This is a genomic window from Pseudomonas sp. G3-19, assembly GCF_054855875.1.
This window is the reverse complement of record NZ_JBMPIQ010000003.1, coordinates 3,685,136-3,707,709: the sequence shown is the minus strand read 5'-3', so window position 1 is coordinate 3,707,709 and position 22,574 is coordinate 3,685,136. Positions and strand designations below refer to the sequence as shown.

The 22,574-nt window shown below is 61.1% G+C and carries 18 protein-coding genes; 9 read left to right on the top strand and 9 right to left on the bottom strand.

The window, feature by feature from the left end; all coding sequences use genetic code 11:
- Positions 1–134 precede the first annotated feature (134 nt).
- The 5 genes from ACOYXI_RS17065 to ACOYXI_RS17045 all read right to left on the bottom strand — a co-directional run bounded on the left by ACOYXI_RS17065 (position 135) and on the right by ACOYXI_RS17045 (position 4,981).
- Complete coding sequence (locus tag ACOYXI_RS17065) at positions 135–1,295, bottom strand: gamma-butyrobetaine dioxygenase (RefSeq protein WP_461675084.1); 1,161 nt, start codon at positions 1,293–1,295, stop codon at positions 135–137.
- Between the two features lie 23 nt (positions 1,296–1,318).
- Positions 1,319–1,795, bottom strand: a complete 477-nt coding sequence (locus ACOYXI_RS17060; protein WP_135296731.1) for a thioesterase family protein — start codon at positions 1,793–1,795, stop codon at positions 1,319–1,321.
- A gap of 127 nt (positions 1,796–1,922) precedes the next feature.
- Positions 1,923–2,888, bottom strand: a complete 966-nt coding sequence (locus tag ACOYXI_RS17055) for an L-carnitine dehydrogenase (protein WP_098965998.1) — start codon at positions 2,886–2,888, stop codon at positions 1,923–1,925.
- Between the two features lie 142 nt (positions 2,889–3,030).
- Positions 3,031–3,918 carry a beta-keto acid cleavage family enzyme gene (locus ACOYXI_RS17050; RefSeq protein WP_086793588.1) on the bottom strand — a complete coding sequence of 296 codons (888 nt, stop codon included), beginning with the start codon at positions 3,916–3,918 and terminating at the stop codon, positions 3,031–3,033.
- A gap of 118 nt (positions 3,919–4,036) precedes the next feature.
- Positions 4,037–4,981 (bottom strand): choline ABC transporter substrate-binding protein, encoded by a 945-nt coding sequence (locus ACOYXI_RS17045; protein ID WP_098965995.1) that lies wholly within the window; start codon positions 4,979–4,981, stop codon positions 4,037–4,039.
- A 191-nt stretch (positions 4,982–5,172) separates the two neighbouring features.
- On the opposite strand from ACOYXI_RS17045, the gene ACOYXI_RS17040 reads away from it, so the two are divergent.
- Entirely contained in the window at positions 5,173–6,117 is a 945-nt protein-coding gene (locus ACOYXI_RS17040; protein WP_025108540.1) for a GlxA family transcriptional regulator, read from the top strand.
- Positions 6,118–6,256: 139 nt separating this feature from the next.
- Here the strand turns inward: ACOYXI_RS17040 and ACOYXI_RS17035 are convergent, their stop codons facing one another.
- The 4 genes from ACOYXI_RS17035 to ACOYXI_RS17020 form a co-directional block, all read right to left on the bottom strand.
- Positions 6,257–6,673: a DUF3010 family protein gene (locus ACOYXI_RS17035; protein WP_098965993.1), complete on the bottom strand. Its 417-nt coding sequence runs from the start codon at positions 6,671–6,673 to the stop codon at positions 6,257–6,259.
- Between the two features lie 28 nt (positions 6,674–6,701).
- Positions 6,702–7,025: a helix-turn-helix domain-containing protein gene (locus ACOYXI_RS17030; RefSeq protein WP_098965992.1), complete on the bottom strand. Its 324-nt coding sequence runs from the start codon at positions 7,023–7,025 to the stop codon at positions 6,702–6,704.
- Positions 7,009–7,263 (bottom strand): type II toxin-antitoxin system RelE family toxin, encoded by a 255-nt coding sequence (locus tag ACOYXI_RS17025; RefSeq protein ID WP_098965990.1) that lies wholly within the window; start codon positions 7,261–7,263, stop codon positions 7,009–7,011. Before ACOYXI_RS17025 ends, ACOYXI_RS17030 begins: the two co-directional genes overlap by 17 nt.
- A 212-nt stretch (positions 7,264–7,475) precedes the next feature.
- Positions 7,476–7,877 carry a lysozyme inhibitor LprI family protein gene (locus tag ACOYXI_RS17020; protein ID WP_223006937.1) on the bottom strand — a complete coding sequence of 134 codons (402 nt, stop codon included), beginning with the start codon at positions 7,875–7,877 and terminating at the stop codon, positions 7,476–7,478.
- A gap of 234 nt (positions 7,878–8,111) precedes the next feature.
- Between ACOYXI_RS17020 and ACOYXI_RS17015 the strand changes: the two genes are divergently transcribed.
- From ACOYXI_RS17015 to ACOYXI_RS16980, 8 genes are all read left to right on the top strand, one after another.
- Entirely contained in the window at positions 8,112–9,089 is a 978-nt protein-coding gene (locus ACOYXI_RS17015) for a dipeptidase (RefSeq protein ID WP_007962626.1), read from the top strand.
- A gap of 106 nt (positions 9,090–9,195) precedes the next feature.
- The gene (locus ACOYXI_RS17010; protein WP_008083165.1) at positions 9,196–9,726 is read left to right on the top strand and encodes a DUF5943 domain-containing protein; all 531 of its coding nucleotides are present in this window, start codon (positions 9,196–9,198) and stop codon (positions 9,724–9,726) included.
- A gap of 15 nt (positions 9,727–9,741) precedes the next feature.
- Complete coding sequence (gene dgcA, locus ACOYXI_RS17005; protein WP_047596497.1) at positions 9,742–11,802, top strand: dimethylglycine demethylation protein DgcA; 2,061 nt, start codon at positions 9,742–9,744, stop codon at positions 11,800–11,802.
- 154 nt (positions 11,803–11,956) lie between these two features.
- Positions 11,957–13,906: a dimethylglycine demethylation protein DgcB gene (gene dgcB / locus ACOYXI_RS17000; protein ID WP_461675083.1), complete on the top strand. Its 1,950-nt coding sequence runs from the start codon at positions 11,957–11,959 to the stop codon at positions 13,904–13,906.
- Entirely contained in the window at positions 13,906–15,126 is a 1,221-nt protein-coding gene (gene etfA, locus ACOYXI_RS16995) for an electron transfer flavoprotein subunit alpha (RefSeq protein ID WP_461675082.1), read from the top strand. The genes dgcB and etfA overlap by 1 nt, the downstream gene beginning before the upstream one ends.
- A gap of 10 nt (positions 15,127–15,136) precedes the next feature.
- The gene (etfB, locus tag ACOYXI_RS16990; protein ID WP_210556474.1) at positions 15,137–15,907 is read left to right on the top strand and encodes an electron transfer flavoprotein subunit beta; all 771 of its coding nucleotides are present in this window, start codon (positions 15,137–15,139) and stop codon (positions 15,905–15,907) included.
- A gap of 1,125 nt (positions 15,908–17,032) precedes the next feature.
- On the top strand, positions 17,033–20,485 hold the full coding sequence (locus tag ACOYXI_RS16985) for an alpha/beta fold hydrolase (protein ID WP_461675081.1): 3,453 nt from the start codon (positions 17,033–17,035) through the stop codon (positions 20,483–20,485).
- A gap of 208 nt (positions 20,486–20,693) precedes the next feature.
- Positions 20,694–22,562 carry a c-type cytochrome gene (locus tag ACOYXI_RS16980; protein ID WP_461675080.1) on the top strand — a complete coding sequence of 623 codons (1,869 nt, stop codon included), beginning with the start codon at positions 20,694–20,696 and terminating at the stop codon, positions 22,560–22,562.
- The last annotated feature ends 12 nt before the right edge of the window (positions 22,563–22,574 follow it).

Below are 22,574 nucleotides of genomic sequence, written 5' to 3'. Positions count from 1 at the left end.
GGGGCTTTTTTTTGCCTGTGAATCCGGGAGAGGGGTGTGGTTGGCGCTGACGCCTTCGCGAGCAAGCCCGCTCCCACATTTGAAATGCATTCCAGTGTGGGAGCGGGCTTGCTCGCGAAGAACGATGACGCGGTTTACCTTTGCAACACCAGAATCCGCGACAACAACTCATCCCGATCGATGTAGCAACCCTGGAAATGCCGCGCCCCGGTCGCTGGATCAAACGCATTGCGCGCATGCAGCGTGCGGCGGTTATCGAAGCACCACAGTTCACCCGGATTGAGTCGCTGCATCAGGCGAAAACGTGGCTCACGGGTCATGGCGATCAAGCGCCGATAGGCCCGGTACAGCAGCGGCATTTGCTCCACCGATGTATCGAACGCTCCGCGCAGAAAGTTCGCCATGCGAACCTCCGCGACCCGGCCCAACGCGTCCAGCGCAATGATCGGCGCCAGGCAGCGATAGTCGCTGTGGCGATCCTTGTTGCGGAATTCCACGGGGATTTCGCACAGCGCCTGAAACAGCTCCGGTGCTTCCTGACGCAAAGCATCGGCAATCGCAAAACCGTCGACAAAAATACTCTCGCCACCCTCGGCATCATTCACCAGGCAATGCAGAAATTGCAGACCCGGTTGCAGCTCGCGAGTCGGCAAGTCGGTGTGCAACGGCAGGTTGAAAGCGGTGTAGGCGTTGCTGTCGGCATCGGCCTTGGACTGCACGTTGAACAGCACGCCGAAGTTGCTCTCGCGGATGAACGAAATGCGCTGCGCGATCAGCTTCAGCGAACCCGGTTCGGTGGGCACGCCGCGCACCTGAGTCAGGCCGATGTCACGCACCGCGATCAACCATTGCAGCAGCGCGCCGTTGTCGTTTATCAGCGCTGAATATTCGAATACCGGTAGCTGCAAATCGCTGCGCCACAGGTAAGCCTTGGGTTTGGCGGCCAGACGTTCGGCGCGGGACTTGTCGTCATAGGCGTGCGCGCGCAGCCAGCCCGGATCGAAGCGACTGCGATGGCCGTCCTGCCAGTCGATCTGCAGACAGCCGTCGCTGTCGATGTGCGCGTTGGCGGGGACGAGATCCGGCGCAGCATCGACGATCTCGAATACCTGTTCGCGGGTGACGTTGTAGACGCACTGCTCGCACGGGCAGTTATCTCGCAACCAGACGTGATGGAACGGGCTGACGCGGCCGTCGGCCCAGGCAAGCGAAACGCGATCCGCCAGGTTCTGCACGCCGCTCAGCGCGCTGATCAACGGATAAGTACGGAAATCGGCAACAGCAGCAGTGTGCATGGCGGCTCCTTGCGTGGGAGGGATTAACGGGCGGGTGGCAGAGCGATGACGCGGCCGATGTAAGCCGGGGCGGGCAGATCGACTTGCTCGGCGGCGATGGCTTGCAGGCGGCCCAAGGTGTCCGGGGTGAACGGCGCGGAACGTGGGCCGGCGAGATCGACGTGCAACAGCATCTGCTCGTTACCGGCCAGTTCCTTGTCGTCGCCGGCCAGGTGCAGGCTATGATAGAGGTGCAGGCGTTTGCTGTCGTGACCGATGATCTGCGTGCGCACCTCGACCTCGGCGTCGAGCTTCACTTCGTGCAGGTAATTCAGGTGCAGTTCAAGGGTAAACAGCGAGTGGCCGCTGGCTTCGCGGTTGTTGCTGTCCATGCCGAGACGGTCCATCAGTGCGTCGGTGGCGTAGCTGAAAATCAGCAGGTAGAAGGCGTCGCGCAGATGGCCGTTGTAGTCGACCCAGTCGGGGATGATGGTGGTTTGGTAGGTGGTGAGAGTGGGCATGATGTCAGATCCAACATTAATAGTGACTGGGCTGCCGTCTTCGCGAGCAAGCCCGCTCCCACATTGGAATGCGCTCACCTGTGGGAGCGGGCTTGCTCGCGAAGGGGCCGGAACTGCTGAGCAAGGATTACTCGCTGAAACTCATTCCGTGCTTCTCCTTGGTGGTCCTCACCGCCTCCAGCACCGCCAGCAGGCAATCATCACGATAGCGCTCCAGCGCGGAAATGCTGTGGCGGCCGAGCTGGTCGCTGGTGCCATCGACCACATCGTCGATCAGCTTGTCGGTCAGTTCCGGTGCCGGCAGATAGGTCCACGGCAACTGCAACGCCGGGCCGAACTGCGACATGAAGTGACGCATTCCGGCATCGCCACCCGCGAGGGTGTAGGTCAGGAAGGTACCCATGAATGACCAGCGCAGACCGGCGCCAAAGCGGATCGCGTCGTCGATCTCGCCAGTCGTCGCCACGCCGTCGTTGACCAGGTGCAGCGCCTCACGCCACAGCGCTTCGAGCAGACGGTCAGCGATGAATCCCGGTACTTCCTTGCGCACATGCAGCGGACGCATGCCGAGTGATTCGTAGACTTTCATTGCCGCTTGTATAGCTTCCGGTGCGGTGTTCTTGCCACCGACCACTTCCACCAGCGGCAACAGGTAAACCGGATTGAACGGATGGCCGACCACGCAGCGTTCCGGGTGGGTCGAGCTCTCGTAGAACTCGCTCGGCAACAGGCCGGAAGTGCTCGATCCGATCAAGGCATTAGGCTTGGCCGCTGCGCTGATTTTGCTGTGCAGATCGAGTTTCAGCTTGAGGCGTTCCGGGGCGCTTTCCTGAATGAAATCGGCATCGCGCACGCATTCTTCGATGGTCGCGACAAAACGCAGACGATCCTGCGAAGCACCGGGCGCCAGACCGTTTTTCTCCAACGCGCCCCAGGCATTGGCCACGCGTTTGCGCAGCGCGGCTTCAGCGCCAGGCGCCGGATCCCAGGCCACCACGTCGAGGCCATGGGCGAGGGCACGCGCGACCCAGCCGCTGCCGATGACACCGCTGCCGAGGGCGGCGAAGGTTTTGATGTCGGTGATAAAGCTCATGGTGATTTCCTGAAAGAATTCGCAGAACCCTGTGGGAGCGGGCTTGCTCGCGAAGAGGCCGGTACATCCCACGCATCTTTATGGGCAGAGCCACCGCCTTCGCGAGCAAGCCCGCTCCCACAGGGGGGAAATGAGTGATGATTTAGCCGCGCTGGGTCAGGCCCATCTTTTTGCGGCCCTCAGCCGGGGTCAGCACGCGAGCGCCGAGGCGGCTGAGGATCTCGCTGGCGCGCTCGACCAGTTGGCCGTTGGTCGCCAGCACGCCCTTGTCCAGCCACAGGTTGTCTTCCAGACCAACCCGCACGTTGCCGCCGAGCAGCACCGCTTGCGCGGCCATCGGCATCTGCATGCGGCCGATGCCGAACCCGGCCCACACCGCATCGGCGGGCAGGTTGTCGACCATGGCTTTCATGGTGGTGGTGTCGGCCGGCGCACCCCACGGGATGCCCAGGCACAGCTGGAACAGCGGGTTGTCGAGCAAGCCTTCCTTGATCATCTGCTTGGCGAACCACAGGTGGCCGGTGTCGAAAATTTCCAGCTCGGCCTTCACCCCCAGCTCGGTGATGCGCTTGGCGCCGGCGCGCAGTTGCGCCGGGGTCGAGACGTAAATGGTGTCGCCGTCGCCAAAGTTCAGCGTGCCGCAATCGAGGGTGCAGATTTCCGGCAGCAACTCTTCAACGTGGGCCAGACGGGTCAGCGGGCCGACCAGATCGGTGTTCGGGCCGAACTCCATCGGGTGCTCGCCGGCACCGATCTCCAGGTCGCCGCCCATGCCGGCGGTGAGGTTGACGATGATGTCGACGTCGGCCTCACGGATGCGCTCCATCACTTCGCGGTACAGCGCCACGTCACGGCTGAACTTGCCGGTCTGCGGGTCGCGCACATGGCAATGCACAACGGTGGCGCCGGCCTTGGCCGCCTCGACGGCAGCCGCGGCGATCTGTTTCGGGGTGACCGGCACGTGGGGGCTTTTGGCGGTCGTGTCGCCAGCACCGGTGAGTGCGCAGGTGATGATGACGTCGTGGTTCATGGTGCGGTTTCCTTCAGGCGTGATGGGTCTGTTCGCAGCCCTTTTCGGGGCTGCGAAGCGTCGGTCAGTCCCCTCTCCCTGGGGAGAGGGTTAGGGTGAGGGGCTTTTCAAACGGGGGTTATTTACTGGTCAGTTGCAGGTTTTCAGCGGCCGGTTTGCCGTCGAAGGTGGTCACACCTTCCAGCCAGCGCTGCTTGTCTTCGGGGTGATCCTTGAGCCATTGCTTGGCCGATTCGAAGGCGTCCTTGTGATCGAGCAGCGGTTGCATCATCCGGCTCTCGTCTTCGGCGGTGAACGTCAGGTTGCTCAGCAGGCGACCGACGTTCGGGCACTGTTCGGCGTATTTCGGCGCGGTGACCGTCCATACCGTGGCCATGCCTTCGTTCGGGCCGAGGGCGTCTTCGCTGCCAGTGAGGTAAGTCATCTTGACGTTGACGTTCATCGGGTGCGGCGCCCAGCCGAAGAACACCACGGCCTCCTTGCGGCGTACGGCGCGGTCAACGGCGGCGAGCATCCCGGCTTCGCTGGACTCGACCAGCTGGAATTTGCCGAGACCGAACTGGTTCTTGGTGATCATCGCCTTGATCTGCGTATTGGCGCCCGAACCCGGCTCGATGCCGTAGATCTTGCCGCCCAGTTCCTTCTCGAACTTGGCGATGTCGGCGAAAGTCTTCAGGCCCTTGTCGGCCAGATAAGTCGGCACGGCGAGGGTGGCGCGGGCGTCCTTCAAGCTTGGCGCCGGCAGGACCTTGACCTGGTTGGCGTCGACGAACGGGGTGATGGTCTGGGTCATCAGCGGGTTCCAGTAACCGAGGAACAGGTCCAGACGCTGATCGCGGATCCCGGCGAAGATGATTTGCTGGGAGGCGCTGGTTTGTTTGGTGCTGTAGCCGAGGCCGTCGAGCAGGACCTGGGTCATGGCACTGGTGGCGATCACGTCGGTCCAGTTGACGACGCCCATGCGCACGTTCTGGCACGACGCAGGTTCGGCCGCCATGACGCTGGCGCTCAAGAAAGCGGTACCGCTGAGTGCAAGAACACAGCTGCTGATCAGTCGTTTCATGTCGGGTTCCTCGGCAGGTCGTTATTGTGAGTTCCGGCATCTGGCGTGCCGGTGATGCAAAGTTACGCAGCAACGGCCCCGTGAAAGCGCACTGCGGCGACTGGCATTTGCACTGTAGCGACCTGTGCGCTTGAACGCTGATGACAATCGGCGTATCAACGTTCCACGCTACCCGCTAACCGAGTGCGCCCATGTCCCAGGATTTCTACTTTCTGCTGATGCCGGGGTTTTCCGCCATCGGCTTTATCTCCGCGATCGAACCGCTGCGGGTGGCCAACCGCTTTCGTGGCGAGCTGTACCGCTGGCACGTGCTCAGCGCCGATGGCGGGGCAGTGCTGGCGAGCAATGGCATGTCGGTCAACGCCGACGCGGCGCTGGAGCCGCTGAAGAAAGGTGCGACGCTGTTAGTGGTGGCCGGATTCGAACCGCTGAAGTTCGCCACGCCAACCCTTGAGCACTGGCTGCGCCGCCTGGACAACGAAGGCGTGACCCTCGGTGCCATCGACACCGGCAGTTTCGTCCTCGCCGAAGCCGGCCTGCTCGACGGCCATCGCCTGACCCTGCACTGGGAAGCCATCGATGCGTTCAAGGAGTCTTATCCACAGCTCAGCGTGACTCAGGAACTGTTCGAGATTGACCGGCGGCGTATCACCTCGGCGGGCGGCACGGCGTCCATCGACTTGATGCTCGATCTGATCGCCCAGGCCCACGGCCCGCAACTGGCGATTCAGGTCAGCGAACAATTCGTGCTGGGGCGGATTCGTCCGCGCAAGGACCACCAGCGCATGGAAGTCGCCACGCGCTACGGCATCAGCAACAAGAAGTTGGTGCAAGTGATTGGCGAGATGGAGCAACACAGCGAACCACCGCTGACCACGCTGCAACTGGCGGAATCGATCAAGGTCACGCGGCGGCAGCTGGAGCGCTTGTTTCGGCTGCATCTGAACGATACGCCGAGCAATTTTTATCTGCGTCTGCGATTGGAAAAGGCCCGGCAGCTGTTGCGCCAGACCGATATGAGCGTGCTCGAAGTCAGCATCGCCTGCGGCTTTGAATCGCCCTCGTACTTCACCCGTAGCTACCGCGCGAAGTTCGCCCGCTGCCCCCGCGAAGACCGGCGTACCGCCCAAGCCTGAATGAATGTACACAAAACCTATGTGGGAGCGGGCTTGCTCGCGAATGCGGTGGATCAGTCAACTCATGTGTCGACTGACACTCCGCATTCGCGAGCAAGCCCGCTCCCACATGTTTGATCTTCAGTGTCTGAAGAAAAGGTTACTTCTTCACCAACGCCGAACACGCCGCTTTATAAGCCTCATGCTGATACTTGTTCAACGTCACCGGCAGCTCGAAATTGTGCTTCTTGGCCTGCGCATTGATCGTCTGCGGCGACAATAGCGTCACCTCGCACCCATCCAGCAACTGAAACACACCCTCGATCTTGAACGTGGTCGGCCCACCGGCAAACTCGCCCTTCTTGCTGCGCTTCTTGATCGCAATCCGGTCAATCGAATGCTCGCGCACAAACGAAGCGACCTGCGCCGCGAAGCGTTTGACGTTGGCAGGCTCGTCATCATCGTCGAGGGCGATTTTCTTGGTGCTCAGTGCCACGTGGCTCAAGGCCGAACCGTCGAGGGAGGCCACGGCGATGATCGCTTCGCTGCCTTTGATTTCGATGCCGCAGATGTTCATGGGATTTCCTTTGAATGAAGAGGGCAGCCTACAACTCAAGCTGATTGGCCGTGATGCCGAACGCCGCTGCAATTTTCTCGCGGGTTGCCTTGCGTGGCTTCGCTACCGTCTCCTGTTGAGCGAACGCCGGCTGGGAAATTCCCAGACGTTTCGCCACTTCTTCCTGAGTCAGGTTCAGGTGTTCGCGCCAGGCACGGATCGGTGTCGCCCCGTCGACCATTCGACTGACCACCTCATGCGGGATCAGATCGGGCTGCAATTTCTGCGCAACGTATTGAGCGTAGGGAATGACTACGAAGGCGGGGTTGCCTTCGGCATCATTGATGATTTGGATGTCAGTAGGTGCGTTCATCGCGTTTTTTGACCTCTTGAATACTGACCACTTTGATTGCGCCTTCCCAGTCGAACATGACTCGATAATTGCCAACGCGCAGGCGGTAGGCATAGTCATGGCCAATCAGTGCTTTGACATTGCCAACATCAGGCATGTCGGCAAGCGCCGTGACGGCATCTCTAACCTGTCCCTGATGAACGGTGTGCAATTTCAAGAGTTGCTTAACGGCCTTTCGCGTCCAGTGGATGCTGTTCATGGAAGAATATAAGTCTTTTATAAGATTCGCGAATCTTTGCTTATGCTTCTTCGGAGGCCAATCAACAATCGTTGACAGCATGTTGCGTGAAAGGCCCGCAGCTTCGGGCGTTCAAGAAATTTGTGTAGGCGAGGTCGGAGTACTTTGTAGGAAGAGGGGATAGTGCGGCTGAAAGCTGGAGGCAGTTCCAGCTTTCAGCGGAACATTCAGGATCATTCCTGCCCAATCGACTCCAAAAACTCCGACCGTTCGTCACTCATCCGTGCCACACAGTCATTCTGCGCAATCTTGAACGCCTTGCTGCCTTCGGTGGCGGGGAAGGCTTCCACGGCGCAATCGGCGTCGCGGGTTTTCAACCATTGTTGCTGGGCGGTTTTCAGTTTGGCGGTGATGTCGGCCAGTTGCGCTGCGTTTTTACCGTAGGTGGCCTGCATGCGTTCGTTGAGGCTGGCGTAGTTGTCTTTGAGCAGGTCTTCGGCAGTGGTGCGGCTGTAGGTCGAGCATTCCAGGGTCTGGACGTCGTTTTCCACCGCGTCGCACGGGTTGTTGTCGGTCTCTTCGGCGGCGTGTACGCCGGTCGCCATCAGTGCCAAAGCCAGGAAGATCGATTTCATGGTTGTCGCCGCTCTAATCCAGTGATGTATCCAAGATGCGCCAGATTCTGGCTCAAGCGTGCGGGCTTGAACAGGTAGCTGATCGGAGCGCCTGGCGACCCTTTGTCGCGGATTGACGCTTTCGGCAATTCCCCTGTCGTTTTTGCACCCGGTCGCCCCGGCACCGAGGCATATGCTGGCCCCAAAGCGCCGGCAGACGATTCGGCGCATGAATCGCCAATAAGGGGACGCCTGATGAGCCCAGCCGAATTACACGCCGACAGCATCGTTATCGACGGTCTGATCATTGCCAAATGGAACCGCGAGCTGTTCGAAGACATGCGCAAGGGCGGTCTGACGGCGGCCAACTGCACTGTGTCGGTGTGGGAAGGCTTTCAGGCGACCGTGAACAATATTGCCGCCAGCCAGAAGCTGATCCGCGAAAACAGCGACCTGGTGATGCCGGTGCGCACCACCGCCGACATCCGTCGTGCCAAGGAGCAGGGCAAGACCGGCATCCTTTTCGGCTTCCAGAATGCCCATGCGTTTGAAGACCAGATCGGCTATGTCGAGGTGTTCAAGCAGCTCGGCGTCGGCATCGTGCAGATGTGCTACAACACCCAGAACCTGGTCGGCACCGGTTGCTACGAGCGTGACGGCGGCCTGTCGGGCTTCGGTCGCGAAATCGTCGCCGAGATGAACCGCGTCGGCGTCATGTGCGACCTGTCCCACGTCGGCTCCAAGACTTCCGAAGAAGTCATCCTCGAATCGAAAAAACCGGTCTGCTATTCCCACTGCCTGCCGTCGGGTCTGAAAGAGCACCCACGCAACAAGTCCGATGCTGAACTGAAGTTCATTGCTGACCACGGCGGTTTTGTCGGCGTGACCATGTTCGCGCCGTTCCTCGCCAAGGGCATCGATTCAACCATCGACGATTACGCCGAAGCCATCGAATACACCATGAATATTGTCGGCGAAGACGCCATCGGCATCGGCACCGACTTCACCCAGGGTCACGGCCAGGACTTCTTCGAATACCTGACCCACGACAAGGGCTACGCCCGTCGTCTGACCAGCTTCGGCAAGATCATCAACCCGCTGGGCATCCGCACCGTCGGCGAGTTCCCGAACCTGACCGAAACCCTGCTCAAGCGCGGCCACTCCGAGCGTGTGGTGCGCAAGATCATGGGCGAGAACTGGGTCAACGTCCTGAAAGACGTCTGGGGCGAGTAACGCTTACTCAAGACCGCCGCCGATCTGCCCCCTCTCCCTCGGGGAGAGGGCTGGGGTGAGGGCTGCGGCCAACACTGAATCTAAATTTTTCTGGAGTTAAGTTTCCATGGCCAAGATCGCCCCGCAATTGCCAATCGAAGTCGACAGCGAGACCGGTGTCTGGACCTCCGACGCCCTGCCGATGCTCTACGTGCCGCGTCACTTCTTCGTCAACAACCACATGGGCATCGAGGAAGTGCTGGGCGCCGAAGCCTACGCCGAGATCCTCTACAAGGCCGGCTACAAGTCCGCCTGGCACTGGTGTGAAAAAGAAGCCGAATGTCACGGCCTGGAAGGCGTCGCGGTGTTCGAGCACTACATGAAGCGCCTGTCGCAACGCGGTTGGGGCCTGTTCAAGATCCAGGACATCGACCTCGACAAAGGTACCGCCAGCGTCAAGCTCGAACACTCGGCATTCGTCTATGTGTACGGCAAGGTCGGGCGCAAGGTCGATTACATGTTCACTGGCTGGTTTGCCGGGGCCATGGATCAGATTCTTGAGGCTCGTGGCAGCAAGATTCGTACGGTTGCCGAGCAAGTCTACGGTGGCTCCGAAGAAGGCCACGACGACGGCCTGTTCACCGTCAAGCCGTTGTAAGTCGAGGAACCCGCCATGGCTTTCGAAGCAATGTTCCAGCCGATCCAGATCGGCAAACTGACCATCCGCAACCGCGTGCTCAGCACCGCGCACGCCGAGGTCTACGCGACTGACGGTGGCATGACCACCGAGCGCTACGTCAAATACTACGAAGAGAAAGCCAAGGGCGGGATCGGCCTGGCGATCTGCGGCGGTTCGTCGGTGGTCGCCATCGACAGCCCGCAGCAATGGTGGAGTTCGGTGAACCTGTCCACCGACCGGATCATTCCGCACTTCCAGAACCTGGCCGACGCCATGCACAAGCACGGCGCCAAGATCATGATCCAGATTACCCACATGGGCCGACGCTCGCGCTGGGACGGTTTCCACTGGCCGACCCTGATGTCGCCGTCGGGTATCCGTGAACCGGTGCACCGTGCGACCTGCAAGACCATCGAACCGGAAGAGATCTGGCGAGTGATCGGCAACTACGCGCAAGCCGCGCGTCGCGCCAAGGCCGGTGGTCTGGACGGCGTCGAGCTGTCGGCCGTGCACCAGCACATGATCGACCAGTTCTGGAGCCCGCGCGTCAACAAGCGTACCGATGAATGGGGTGGCAGCTTCGAAGGTCGCATGAAATTCGGCCTGGAAGTGCTGAAAGCCGTGCGCGCCGAGGTCGGTGACGATTTCTGCGTGGGCATGCGTATCTGCGGTGACGAGTTCCACCCGGACGGTTTGTCCCACGAGGACATGAAGCAGATCGCCAAGTATTACGACGACACCGGCATGCTCGATTTCATCGGCGTCGTCGGCTCGGGTTGCGACACCCACAACACCCTGGCCAACGTGATTCCGAACATGAGTTATCCGCCGGAGCCGTTCCTGCACCTGGCGGCCGGGATCAAGGAAGTGGTCAAGGTGCCGGTGCTGCACGCGCAGAACATCAAGGACCCGAACCAGGCCACGCGCATACTGGAGGGCGGTTACGTCGACATGGTCGGCATGACCCGCGCGCACATCGCCGACCCGCACCTGATCGCCAAGATCAAGATGGGCCAGATCGACCAGATCAAACAGTGCGTCGGCGCCAACTACTGCATCGATCGTCAGTATCAAGGTCTGGACGTGCTGTGCATCCAGAACGCCGCGACGTCCCGTGAATACATGGGCGTGCCGCACATCATCGAAAAGTCCACAGGCGTCAAACGCAAAGTGGTGATCGTTGGTGCCGGCCCGGCCGGGATGGAAGCAGCACGCGTCTCTGCCGAGCGTGGCCACGACGTGACCCTGTTCGAGAAGAAAGAATTTATCGGCGGGCAGATCACTACCGCGTCGAAAGCACCGCAACGTGACCAGATCGCTGGCATCACTCGTTGGTTCCAGCTGGAGCTGGCGCGGCTGAAAGTCGACCTGCGTCTGGGCACTGCGGCCGATGCGGCAACCATTATGGATCTGCGTCCGGACGTGGTGGTGCTGGCGGTCGGTGGGCATCCGTTCCTTGAGCAGAACGAACACTGGGGCGCCGCCGAAGGGTTGGTAGTCAGCAGCTGGGACGTGCTCGACGGCAAGGTCGCGCCGGGCAAGAACGTGCTGGTCTACGACACCATTTGCGAGTTCACCGGGATGTCGGTGGCCGACTTCCTCGCCGACAAGGGCAGCCAGGTCGAGATCGTTACCGACGACATCAAACCGGGCGTGGCCATCGGCGGTACATCGTTCCCGACTTACTACCGCAGCATGTACCCGAAAGAAGTGATCATGACCGGCGACATGATGCTGGAAAAGGTCTACCGCGAAGGCGACAAGCTGGTGGCGGTGCTGGAGAACGAATACACCGGCGCCAAAGAGGAGCGGGTGGTCGATCAGGTGGTGGTGGAAAACGGCGTGCGTCCGGATGAGGAAATCTACTACGCGCTCAAAGAGGGTTCGCGCAACAAGGGCCAGATCGACGTGGAAGCGTTGTTCGCGATCCAGCCGCAGCCATCGTTGAGCAGCACCGGTGACGGCTACTTGCTGTTCCGCATCGGCGACTGCGTGGCGCAGCGTAATACCCACGCCGCCATCTACGACGCCCTGCGGTTGTGCAAAGACTTCTAAGGACTTGCACATGACCCCTGTGGGAGCGGGCTTGCTCGCGAATGCATTCTGTCAGTTCTGCATGAGTTGACTGATCCAGCGCTTTCGCGAGCAAGCCCGCTCCCACAGTAATGCAGACCGTGTTTCTCCAGGCTGTACTGGTGGGAGCTTCACCATGTTGAACACCCTTCTTCCAATCCTGTTGTTCGCAGCTCTGGCCCTTGCGGTGCTGGGTGCGTTGCGGCGGGTGGCCATGTGGCGTCGGGGCCGGGCCTCGAAGGTCGATCTGATCGGCGGCCTGTTCGCCATGCCCAAGCGTTACATGGTCGACTTGCACCACGTGGTGGCGCGGGACAAATACATCGCCAACACTCACGTCGCCACGGCGGGCGGGGCGGTGGCGTCGATCGTGCTGGCGATTCTGGTGCACGGTTTCGGCCTGCATAACCGCATCCTCGGCTATGCGCTGCTGCTGATGACGGCGGTGATGTTCGTCGGTGCGCTCTTCGTTTACCGGCGCCGGCTCAACCCGCCGGCACGGTTGTCGAAAGGCCCGTGGATGCGCCTGCCGAAAAGCCTGCTGGCTTTCTCCGCCTCGTTCTTCCTGGTGACCCTGCCGGTGGCCGGGATCCTCCCGGAAAACTTTGGCGGCTGGCTGCTGGCGGCGATTCTCGGGCTCGGCGTTTTGTGGGGCGTGTCGGAGCTGTTCTTCGGCATGACTTGGGGCGGGCCGATGAAGCATGCCTTCGCCGGTGCCCTGCACCTGGCCTGGCATCGCCGCGCCGAACGCTTTGGCGGCGGTCGTTCCACCGGTTTGAAACCGCTGGATCTGAATGATCCAAGCGCGCCGCTCGGTGTGGAAAAACCCAAGGACTTCACCTGGAACCAGTTGCTCGGTTTTGACGCCTGCGTGCAGTGCGGCAAGTGCGAAGCGGCGTGCCCGGCCTTCGCTGCCGGCCAGCCGCTGAACCCGAAAAAGCTGATTCAGGACATGGTCGTCGGCCTGGCTGGCGGCACTGACGCGAAGTTTGCCGGTAGCCCTTATCCGGGCAAGCCAATCGGTGAGCACAGCGGCAATCCGCATCAACCTATCGTCAATGGTCTGGTCGATGCCGAAACCCTGTGGTCGTGCACCACTTGCCGCGCCTGCGTCGAGGAATGCCCGATGATGATCGAGCATGTCGACGCCATCGTCGACATGCGCCGCCATCTGACGCTGGAAAAAGGCGCGACCCCGAACAAGGGTGCCGAGGTCCTGGAAAACCTGATCGCCACTGACAACCCCGGCGGTTTCGCTCCGGGCGGGCGGATGAACTGGACGGCGGATCTGAACCTCACTCTGCTTAGCGAAAAGAAATCCACCGACGTGCTGTTCTGGGTCGGCGACGGTGCCTTCGACATGCGTAACCAGCGCACCCTGCGCGCGTTCGTCAAAGTGCTGAAAGCCGCGAAGGTCGACTTCGCCGTACTCGGCCTGGAAGAGCGCGACAGCGGTGATGTGGCCCGGCGTCTCGGTGACGAAGCGACGTTCCAATTGCTCGCCAAACGCAATATCCAGACGTTGGCCAAATACAGCTTCAACCGCATCGTCACCTGCGATCCGCACAGTTTCCATGTGTTGAAGAACGAGTACGGCGCCTTCGACGGCAACTACCTGGTGCAGCACCACAGCACCTACATGGCGGAAATCATTCAGGCCGGTGCGCTCAATCTCGGTCAGCACAAAGGCAACAGCGTGACCTATCACGACCCGTGCTACCTCGGTCGCTACAACGGCGAGTACGAGGCACCGCGCGAAGTGCTGCGCGCCCTCGGCATCGAGGTCAAAGAGATGCAACGTTCCGGCTTCCGCTCACGCTGCTGCGGCGGTGGTGGCGGTGCGCCGATCACTGACATTCCCGGCAAGCAGCGGATTCCCGACATGCGCATGGATGACATCCGCGAGACCGGCGCCGAGCTGGTGGCAGTAGGTTGTCCACAGTGCACTGCGATGCTCGAGGGCGTGGTCGAACCGCGTCCGTTGATCAAGGACATCGCCGAGCTGGTGGCCGATGCGCTGCTCGAAGACGCCGCGCCGGGCAAGCCGACTGCACCGGCCAAACGTGAACCTGCGGAGGCCCACTGATGAGCGACATTATCCGCCGCGACCCGCGCGCCGAATGGATTGCGCGTAACCGTCTGCATCCGCTGCACGCGGCGATGCAACCGGCGCAACACAGCTGGATGGGCCCCAATGGTGTCATCCGCAAGAACCTGCACGGCATCGGTTTCATCGGCCCCAACGGCATCAAGCGTATCGATCGCAGCGGCGCGCAACAGGGCGGGGCGGTCAAACGCTCGGCCACGGTTGAAGTGCAGTTGCCGCTGCATCAGGTGCCAGCCCCGGCGTTCTATATCAGCGTGGTGCCGGACATGGTCGGCGGCCGCCTGAGCAGCCACGACCGTGACCTGTTGGGCCTGGCTCATCAACTGGCCGGCAACGACGGTGCGGTGCTGGCGGTGGTGTTTGGCGAACACAAAGAGAGCGCCTTCGCCACGGCCGGTGTCGATCGCTTGCTGGTACTGGAGGGCGACCAATTCAGCGGTTATGCACCGGAGCAACGGGTGCAAGGCCTGCGGGCTGTGGATAACCAGTTCAATCCGCGCCACTGGCTGCTGCCGGACAGCCGCAGCGGTGGTGGTGAACTCGGTCGGCGTTTTGCCGCGGCACTGGGCGAACGGCCGGCAACGCGGGTCTGGCAGGTCAAGGATCAGGAGTGTATCGGTCGCGCTGGCGCAGGCCTGCAAGACCTGGCACGTCCGGTCGCACGTTTGATTCTGGCCGCAGCCGAATGCGCGGAACCGGTCAGCGAAACCCGTCATGAGGCACTGCCGGTGGAGTTATCCACAACGATTGCGCGCAGCCTGTCGCGGATCGAGGATCTTGGCGCGGTCGCGGTGGACCCGGCGGCGATTCCGATGGCCGAAGCCGAGTTCATTTTCTCCGGCGGCAACGGGGTCAAGGACTGGGCGCTGTTCCACCAGACCGCTGCGGCGCTCGGCGCCACCGAAGGCGCCTCGCGGGTCGCGGTGGACGATGGCTTCATGGCGCGTGATCGGCAGGTCGGCGCGTCCGGTACCTGGGTCACCGCACGGGTTTATGTGGCTGTGGGTATCTCCGGGGCGATCCAGCACCTGCAAGGTATCGGTGCCTGCGATAAGGTGGTGGCGATCAACCTCGACCCCGGTTGCGACATGATCAAACGCGCCGATCTTTCGGTGATTGGCGAGAGCGCGGAAATTCTTCAGGCGTTGATCGCGGCGGTAGCGGCTTACCGCAACGAAGCCAAGCGCGATGCGGCTTAAGGAACGGGTTATGAGCACAAAGATCATCAGTCTGGTTTCCATCGGTGCCCACCCGACGTCGGGCCGGCCACGCCGCGCCGAACAGGACGCCCGCGCCGTGGAACTGGGCCTGCAACTGGCTGGGGATAACCTGCAAGTGCTGCATGCCGGGGACGTTGCGGAACCGGCGCTGCGCGCCTATCTGGGCATGGGCCTGGGACAGCTGCATGTGCTGGAACAACCCGCTGGCGCCGACGCCTTGCCGGGGCTGACCGCGTATCTGCGCGAGGCCGGCGCCCAAGTGGTGCTGACCGGCAGTCAGGCGGAAACCGGCGAAGGTTCGGGCATGTTGCCGTTCCTGCTGGCCGAGGGGCTGGGCTGGCCGCTGGTGGTGGGGCTGGCGCAGGTCGAGTCGATCAATGATGGTTCGGCGCTGGTGCTGCAAGCCTTGCCGCGTGGGCAGCGACGGCGGTTGAAGGTGAAGCTGCCGTTTCTGGCGACTGTGGATAACGCCGCGCCCAAACCTCGACAGAGTGCCTACGGCCCGGCGCGACGCGGGGTGTTGAATGCCGAAGACGTGGAGGTGCTCGACGATGAACTGCTGGCGGTTGCCACGTTGCAGCCGGCCAAGCCACGGCCGAAACGTTTGAAGGTGATCAAGGCCAAGAGCGGTGCGGACCGCATGAAAGCTGCCACCGCCAAAGCCAGTGGCGGCGGTGGACAAGTGCTCAAGGGTGTCACCGCGCAGGCCGGCGCTGAAGCGATCCTCAAACTACTGATCGAAGAAGGGGTTGTTCGCTGAAAAGCCCCTCACCCTAGCCCTCTCCCGGAGGGAGAGGGGACCGACCGAGTGGTATTGGCTAATTACATCGACCTGCGATTGCGCAGTGACCTTGGTCTGGCCAAGCCTGAGATCACAATGTTCGTTCAGGTCGGTGGAGTTTGAACAGGCGATGCGGTCGGCTCCCTCTCCCTTTGGGAGAGGGCTGGGGTGAGGGGTAGTGTTTACCCACAATCCCTGTTGGCGGATCTGTGGATAACGTGTTCGCCCATCCCTGTACCCCACGCCAATCAAGCCCTCCAGGCCCCAGCTCAAAAAACAACCAGCCTAAGTCACGGTTTTACCGGGCTTTTTCTCCTGAATAACTTCAAGAGTTGCCCCCAATCTCTGTTGGCGCTTCTGTGGACAAGATGTTCGCTGTTCGCTGCAAGGTATATAAACCGTGGCTTGCAGGGATTTGATCAATAAATGATCGATGAAGCGTTTCAGGCTGATAATCCCTGCGCTACGCCCGATTTCCCACAGTCCTCAGCACTTTTCCACAGCAGCCACAAATTTACCCCCGAACTCTGTTGGTGCTTCTGTGGATAACGTGTTCGCCATCCTCTACAGGCCATGTGAAACGTGACGTGTAGATATTTGATCAAAAAACAGCCAATCACTCCTGCAAACCATCCTTCTGGATAAGTCACGATTTTTCTTCACAAATCAGGCAGTTATTTTTCCATTCATCCACAGTTACCCCCATTTGCTGTGCATGGCTATGTGGATAACTTGTTCGCCAAACCCTGCAGGCCCCGCCGGGCATAGTCCAAACCGCAATTGATCAGATTTCATACAGTTCTAAAGCGTTGCCTTGACTTCGATTCCTGCGCTGTCTTCACTGCAATGGCACAAGGACAGCCGTCACTTATCCACATCAGGTTCTGGGAGAACGCATGATGGATAGCCGCCCACACCGCCATCCCCCCTCGCCACGCAAGCGCACGTTACGTCGTGCGGCCAATCAACGCGCTCGTCTGTAGCGACCTCCTGCTTTAACCGCTGTGCTGTCGCCGGGCTCGACCCGGAGGCCAGGTGCCCGTTCGCCCATTGATTGCAGGCAACCGCAGAGTTGCCCCATCTGCCTGAGAGAGGAACACCCTCATGACACGCATCGCAACGCCCATCAGCGAGATCAAGGAACACTACGACGTGATCGTCATCGGCTCCGGTTATGGCGGCGGCATTGCTGCATCGCGCCTGTCCCGGGCCGGCAAGCAGGTGTGCCTGCTCGAACGCGGGCGGGAAATCCAGCCCGGTGAATACCCCAACACCATGATCGCCGCGACCGAAGAGTTGCAGGTGCATGACCTGGACGGCCACATCGGCTCGCGCACCGGGCTGTTCGATCTGCACGTCAACGCCCAGCAGAACGTGGTGGTCGGCTGCGGCCTCGGCGGTACATCGCTGATCAACGCCAACGTTGCCCTGGAGCCGGAACCCGGGGTGTTCGAGGATCCACGCTGGCCGCAGGCGGTACGCGATCATCGCGATACGCTGCTCAAGGACGGTTACGCCCGTGCCCGGGAAATGCTCAAGCCTAATCCGTACCCGAACAACGCACCGAACCTGCCCAAGCTCGACGCCAACAAAAAGTCTGCGGACTACCTCAAGCAAGGCGCGCATTTCTACAAGCCACCGATCAACGTGACCTTCGACAAACTGCCGAACAACCTCAACCACGTCGGCGTCGAGCAACTGCCGTGCAACCAGTGCGGCGACTGCGTCTCGGGCTGTAACAACAAGGCCAAGAACACCACGCTGATGAACTATCTGCCGGATGCCTGGAACCATGGCGCGGAGATTTTCTGCCAGGCTGAGGTGCGCCATCTGGAGCGCGACGGCGATGGCTGGATCGTGCACTTCCAGTACCTCGACAGCGGTCGCGAAAAGTTCGACGCGCCGACGCTGTTCGTGAAGGCCGCTATCGTCGTGGTCTCCGCCGGCACTCTCGGCTCTACCGAGATCCTTCTGCGTTCGCGGGACAAGGGGCTGGTGATGTCCGGTCAGCTCGGCGAGAACATGAGCGGTAACGGTGACATCCTCGGTTTCGGCCACAACTGCGAGCAGACCATCAACGGCATCGGCTTCGGCGCGCATTCGGCCAAGGAGCTGCACCCGGTCGGCCCGTGCATCACCTCGATCATCGACATGCGCACCGACGGTGACTGGCGCAGCCGCATGGTCATCGAGGAAGGTTCGATCCCCGGCGCCCTCGGCCGGCCGATGGTGCCGGCAATGGCCGGGTTTGCCGAGTTGATCGGCAAGGCCACGGACGACAGTTTCAGCGGCAAGCTCGGCTACAAGGAGCGCGAGGCCGAAAGCTTCCTGCGCGGCCCCTATTACGGCGCGCTGCACAATATGCAGACCTACCTGATCATGAGCCACGACAGTGGCCAGGGCCGGATGATTCTCGACAACAAGGACCAGTTGCGCATCGACTGGCCGGGTGTCGGCGAGCAGGAAAACTTCAAGCTTGGCAACGAACGTTTGTACCAGAGTACCAAGGCACTGGGCGGGGTCTGGGTCGAGAATCCGATCTGGACCCAACTGCTCAAGCACAGCATCGTCTCGGTGCATCCGCTGGGCGGTTGCGTGATGGGCGAGGACGCCGCGCAAGGCGTGGTCAATCACAAGGGCCAGGTGTTCAGCGGCGCCAACGGCACTGATGTCTACGCCAGCCTCTACGTGACCGATGGCGCGGTGATTCCGACTTCGCTGGCGGTCAATCCGCTGCTGACCATCTCCGCTGTGAGTGAACGCAACATGGGCCTGCTGGCCGCCGACCGTGGTTGGCAGATCGACTACACGCTGCCGTCGGCACCGCGCAAACAGGTGGCACCACCGACTCTCGGCGTGCAGTTCACCGAAACCATGAAAGGCTATTTCTCCCGCGCCTTCACCGCCGCGCAAAGCACCGATCTGAAAGTCTACGAAGCGGCGGCCAAACGCGGTGAGGCAGATAATTCGCCGATCGACTTTACCCTGACCATCACCGCTAACGACCTCAACCGGATGATCAAGGAACCGGAGCACGCCGCGACCATTGTCGGTACGGTCAATGCCCCGGCGCTGTCGCCGCAACCGCTGACCGCCAGCAACGGCGTGTTCAATCTGTTCGAACAATTCGAGCAGCAGGTCGACACACGGCACATGAAATACGACATGAAACTGACCGCCGAGGACGGCAACGACTATTTCTTCAGCGCCTTCAAAACCGTGCCGGAAGACAACGGCGTGCTCAACATCTGGCACGACACCAGCACCCTGTACGTGACGCTGTACCGCGGGCCGGACAAGTCGGGCGAGGTGATCGGCTCCGGGGTGATGCACATTCATCCGACCGATTTCGCCAAGCAGATGACCACCATGAAAGTGCTCAACGCGCGTAACGAGCGCGAGCGCATCGAAGGCCTGGCGCGTTTCGGCAAGTTCTTCGCCGGGATTCTCTGGGAGAGTTACGGCGGGGTCTTCGCTGGCGATATCTACTTCAACCCCGACGCGCCGCCACGGCTGAAACGGCCACTGGATGCGCCGACCCCGGCAGTGCATTTCTTCCCCACCGAGGACGGCGTCGAGCTGCGCCTGACCCGTTATCAGGCCGGTAGCAAAGGCCCGGTGATGCTGGTGCATGGCCTGGGCGTCGGCTCGAATATCTTTTCCACCGACACCATCCAGACCAACCTGCTGGAGTACCTGTGCAAGCACGACTACGACGTGTGGCTACTGGATTTCCGGGTGAGCATTCTGCTGCCGGCGAGCAAGAAAGAGTGGAATGGCGACCAGATCGCCCAGTACGACTTCAAGGCTGCCATCGCGCAGATTCAACAAGCGACCAAGGCCAAGGACGTGCAGTGCGTGGTGCATTGCTACGGCGCGACGACGTTCTTCATGTCGTTGCTGGCAGGGCTGCAGGGTGTGCGTTCGGTGGTCTGCTCGCAGATTGCCGCTGACACCGTGGTCGCCACAGCCACCGGATTGAAGGCTGGTCTGCACTTGCCGGGAATGCTCGATGCGATCGGCATCAAATCGATGACGGCTTACGCCGACAGCAAGGAGAACTGGTTCAACCGCCTCTACGACAAGGCCCTCAACGGCTACGCGCGGATCGAGGCGCAGGGCTATTGCACCAACCCGGTGTGCCACCGCATCACCTTCATGTACGCCTCGCTGTATCGCCACGACACGCTCAACGAAACCCTGCACGACAACCTGCACGAACTGTTCGGCGAATCGAACATCGAGACCTTCGAGCACCTGGCGCTGATCGTGCGCAAAGGGCATCTGGTGGATTTCAAAGGCAACGATGTGTACATGCCGCACTTCCAGCGGCTGACGATGCCGATCTGCTTTATCAGCGGCGCGGAGAACCAGTGCTATCTGCCGGAAAGCACGCTCAAGACCTACCAGCGAGTCTGCGAAGTCCACGGGCCGGAGCGCTACAGCCGGCACGTAGTGCCGGGTTACGGCCACATCGACTGCATGTTCGGCAAGAACGCGGTGGTGGATGTGTATCCGCTCATCCTTGAGCACCTGGAGAAAACGGCCCTCGGCTGAGATCGATTACTGATTTCTGTGTTGAGGAGATTCTCTGTGGCGAGGGGATTTATCCCCGATCGGCTGCGCAGCAGTCGTAAAACCTGAGTGCGCGATCATCCTGACAGACCGCGCCGGCAGGGTTTGGGGCCGCTTCGCGACCCATCGGGGATAAATCCCCTCACCACAGGGGACATCGCTGGTTGGTGGTCAGAAGGAAATGGATGATATGGACAGCTACATCCGCTGGTTTCAACGCTTCATCTGGATCGGCATTGCGATGAACATGGTGTTCGCGATCCCGGCGCTGTTCGCGCCGGGGTTGCTGACATCGGTGGTCGGTCTGCCGCCGCAACTCTCCGACCCGTGGCTGGAAAACGCCGGGATGCTGCTGGTGGGCATCAGCGTGTTTTACATGCCGTCGGGCTTCAACGCGCCGCGCTATGTGGTGCATTCCTGGCTGTGCGTGCTGACGCGGCTGATCGCCGTGGTGTTCTGGATTTACCTGATCAATACGAGCATTCAGGGTTCGGTGTTCGTGCCGATGCTGATGGGCGATCTGAGCTTCTTCCTGATCCTCGGTATTCTGCTGTACCTCGGCACCACGCCCGCGAACCGGCCATGGGCGCTGCTCTGCGATGGCTGGCGCGAGTGGCGCGCGGCCTGGGCGCGGCAATGGCAGAGCCATGCCTTCAAGGTCGGCACCTTGATCGTGGTGGCGCTACTGGGTTTCATCGGTTACCAGACCTGGTACCAGATGCTGCGGGTGGTGCCGGAGCAGGAATACGCCTCCGACGAAGATCATTACAAATACGCCGCCATCGGCCTGGGCATCGAAGCGCGGATCCCGTATTACCTGTTCGCCGTGTTGCCGCAGATGTGCCCGGAAAAACTGCCAAAACCCGGCGGCTGGGAGGTCTTCGGCTTTCTCTATGAGAACGGCAAGGACCTGCCGATCGGCATGGCCAAGCGGCAGATCGGTTACCCGACCGTAGAGCCGAACTGCGCGCTGTGTCACACCGGCTCCTACCGGGCCAATGCCAGCGACGTTGCGGTCAACGTGCCGAGCGCGCCGGCCAACACCCTGCAACTGCAGGCCTTCCAGTGGTTCGCCTACGATTGCGCCAGCGACCCGAAATTCACCACCGACGCGGTGATGGCGGCGATCAACGGCAAATTCCAGCTGGGCTTTTTCGAGAAGCTCTACAACCGCTATCTGATTATTCCGATGGCCAAGAGCGCTTTGCTCAAACAGAAACAGGCCTACGCCTGGCAGAAGCTACGGCCGCAACAGGGCCCGGGCCGCACCGACACCTTCAACCCGACGAAAATGGTGGTGTTCGGCTTCCCGGATGACTCGACCATCGGCACCGTCGATCTGCCGCAAGTGTGGAACCAGAAGCCGCGGGAGTCGATGTACCTGCATTGGGACGGCAATAACAACAAGATCCACGAACGCAACTACGCCGCTGCAATGGCGGTGGGTGCGACGCCGGAATCGGTGCTGCCGCCGAGCTTCAACCGAGTGACCAACTGGCTGCTCGGGCACAAGGCGCCGGCGTGGCCGTGGGCGCTGGATCAGGCGAAAGTCGCGCAAGGCAAGCCGATCTGGGATGCCAATTGCGCCGCGTGCCACGACTTCGGACGCGCCGACACCGGGCAAGTGACCACCAACATCGACCAGCTCGGCACCGATCCACATCGGCTCGACTCGTTCACCACCGGTTTGGTGACGGCGTTCCACACCTTCAAGAAACCGCCGTTCGACTTCGGCGCGTATCGCAAGACCCAGAGCTACAGCAACACGCCGACTGACGGTATCTGGCTGCGCGCGCCGTACCTGCACAACGGTTCGGTGCCGACCCTGTGGGATCTGCTGCAACCGCCGGAAAAACGTCCGGTGGTGTTCATCACCGGCTCCGACGTCTACGACCCGGTCAACGTCGGTTTCGTCACCACGGGCGCTCAGGCCAAAGCCTCGGCGGATTTCAAATACGACACCCGACTGGAGGGCAACCACAACAGCGGTCACCTGTATGGCACCACGCTGTCGGACGACGACAAACGTGCGTTGATCGAGTTCATGAAAACCCTGTGAGCCCTTACGGAT

Coding starts and splice junctions, on each gene's coding strand:
- ACOYXI_RS17035 (WP_098965993.1), bottom strand. CDS start 6,673: ATGAACATCTGCGGCATCGAAATCAAAGGCAGCGAAGCGATCATCGCC.
- ACOYXI_RS16985 (WP_461675081.1), top strand. CDS start 17,033: ATGACACGCATCGCAACGCCCATCAGCGAGATCAAGGAACACTACGAC.
- ACOYXI_RS17025 (WP_098965990.1), bottom strand. CDS start 7,263: ATGAACAGCATCCACTGGACGCGAAAGGCCGTTAAGCAACTCTTGAAA.
- ACOYXI_RS17010 (WP_008083165.1), top strand. CDS start 9,196: ATGGCCAAGATCGCCCCGCAATTGCCAATCGAAGTCGACAGCGAGACC.
- etfA (WP_461675082.1), top strand. CDS start 13,906: ATGAGCGACATTATCCGCCGCGACCCGCGCGCCGAATGGATTGCGCGT.
- dgcA (WP_047596497.1), top strand. CDS start 9,742: ATGGCTTTCGAAGCAATGTTCCAGCCGATCCAGATCGGCAAACTGACC.
- ACOYXI_RS17030 (WP_098965992.1), bottom strand. CDS start 7,025: ATGAACGCACCTACTGACATCCAAATCATCAATGATGCCGAAGGCAAC.
- ACOYXI_RS17045 (WP_098965995.1), bottom strand. CDS start 4,981: ATGAAACGACTGATCAGCAGCTGTGTTCTTGCACTCAGCGGTACCGCT.
- ACOYXI_RS16980 (WP_461675080.1), top strand. CDS start 20,694: ATGGACAGCTACATCCGCTGGTTTCAACGCTTCATCTGGATCGGCATT.
- ACOYXI_RS17050 (WP_086793588.1), bottom strand. CDS start 3,918: ATGAACCACGACGTCATCATCACCTGCGCACTCACCGGTGCTGGCGAC.
- ACOYXI_RS17065 (WP_461675084.1), bottom strand. CDS start 1,295: ATGCACACTGCTGCTGTTGCCGATTTCCGTACTTATCCGTTGATCAGC.
- ACOYXI_RS17055 (WP_098965998.1), bottom strand. CDS start 2,888: ATGAGCTTTATCACCGACATCAAAACCTTCGCCGCCCTCGGCAGCGGT.
- ACOYXI_RS17040 (WP_025108540.1), top strand. CDS start 5,173: ATGTCCCAGGATTTCTACTTTCTGCTGATGCCGGGGTTTTCCGCCATC.
- ACOYXI_RS17015 (WP_007962626.1), top strand. CDS start 8,112: ATGAGCCCAGCCGAATTACACGCCGACAGCATCGTTATCGACGGTCTG.
- ACOYXI_RS17060 (WP_135296731.1), bottom strand. CDS start 1,795: ATGCCCACTCTCACCACCTACCAAACCACCATCATCCCCGACTGGGTC.
- ACOYXI_RS17020 (WP_223006937.1), bottom strand. CDS start 7,877: ATGAAATCGATCTTCCTGGCTTTGGCACTGATGGCGACCGGCGTACAC.
- dgcB (WP_461675083.1), top strand. CDS start 11,957: ATGTTGAACACCCTTCTTCCAATCCTGTTGTTCGCAGCTCTGGCCCTT.
- etfB (WP_210556474.1), top strand. CDS start 15,137: ATGAGCACAAAGATCATCAGTCTGGTTTCCATCGGTGCCCACCCGACG.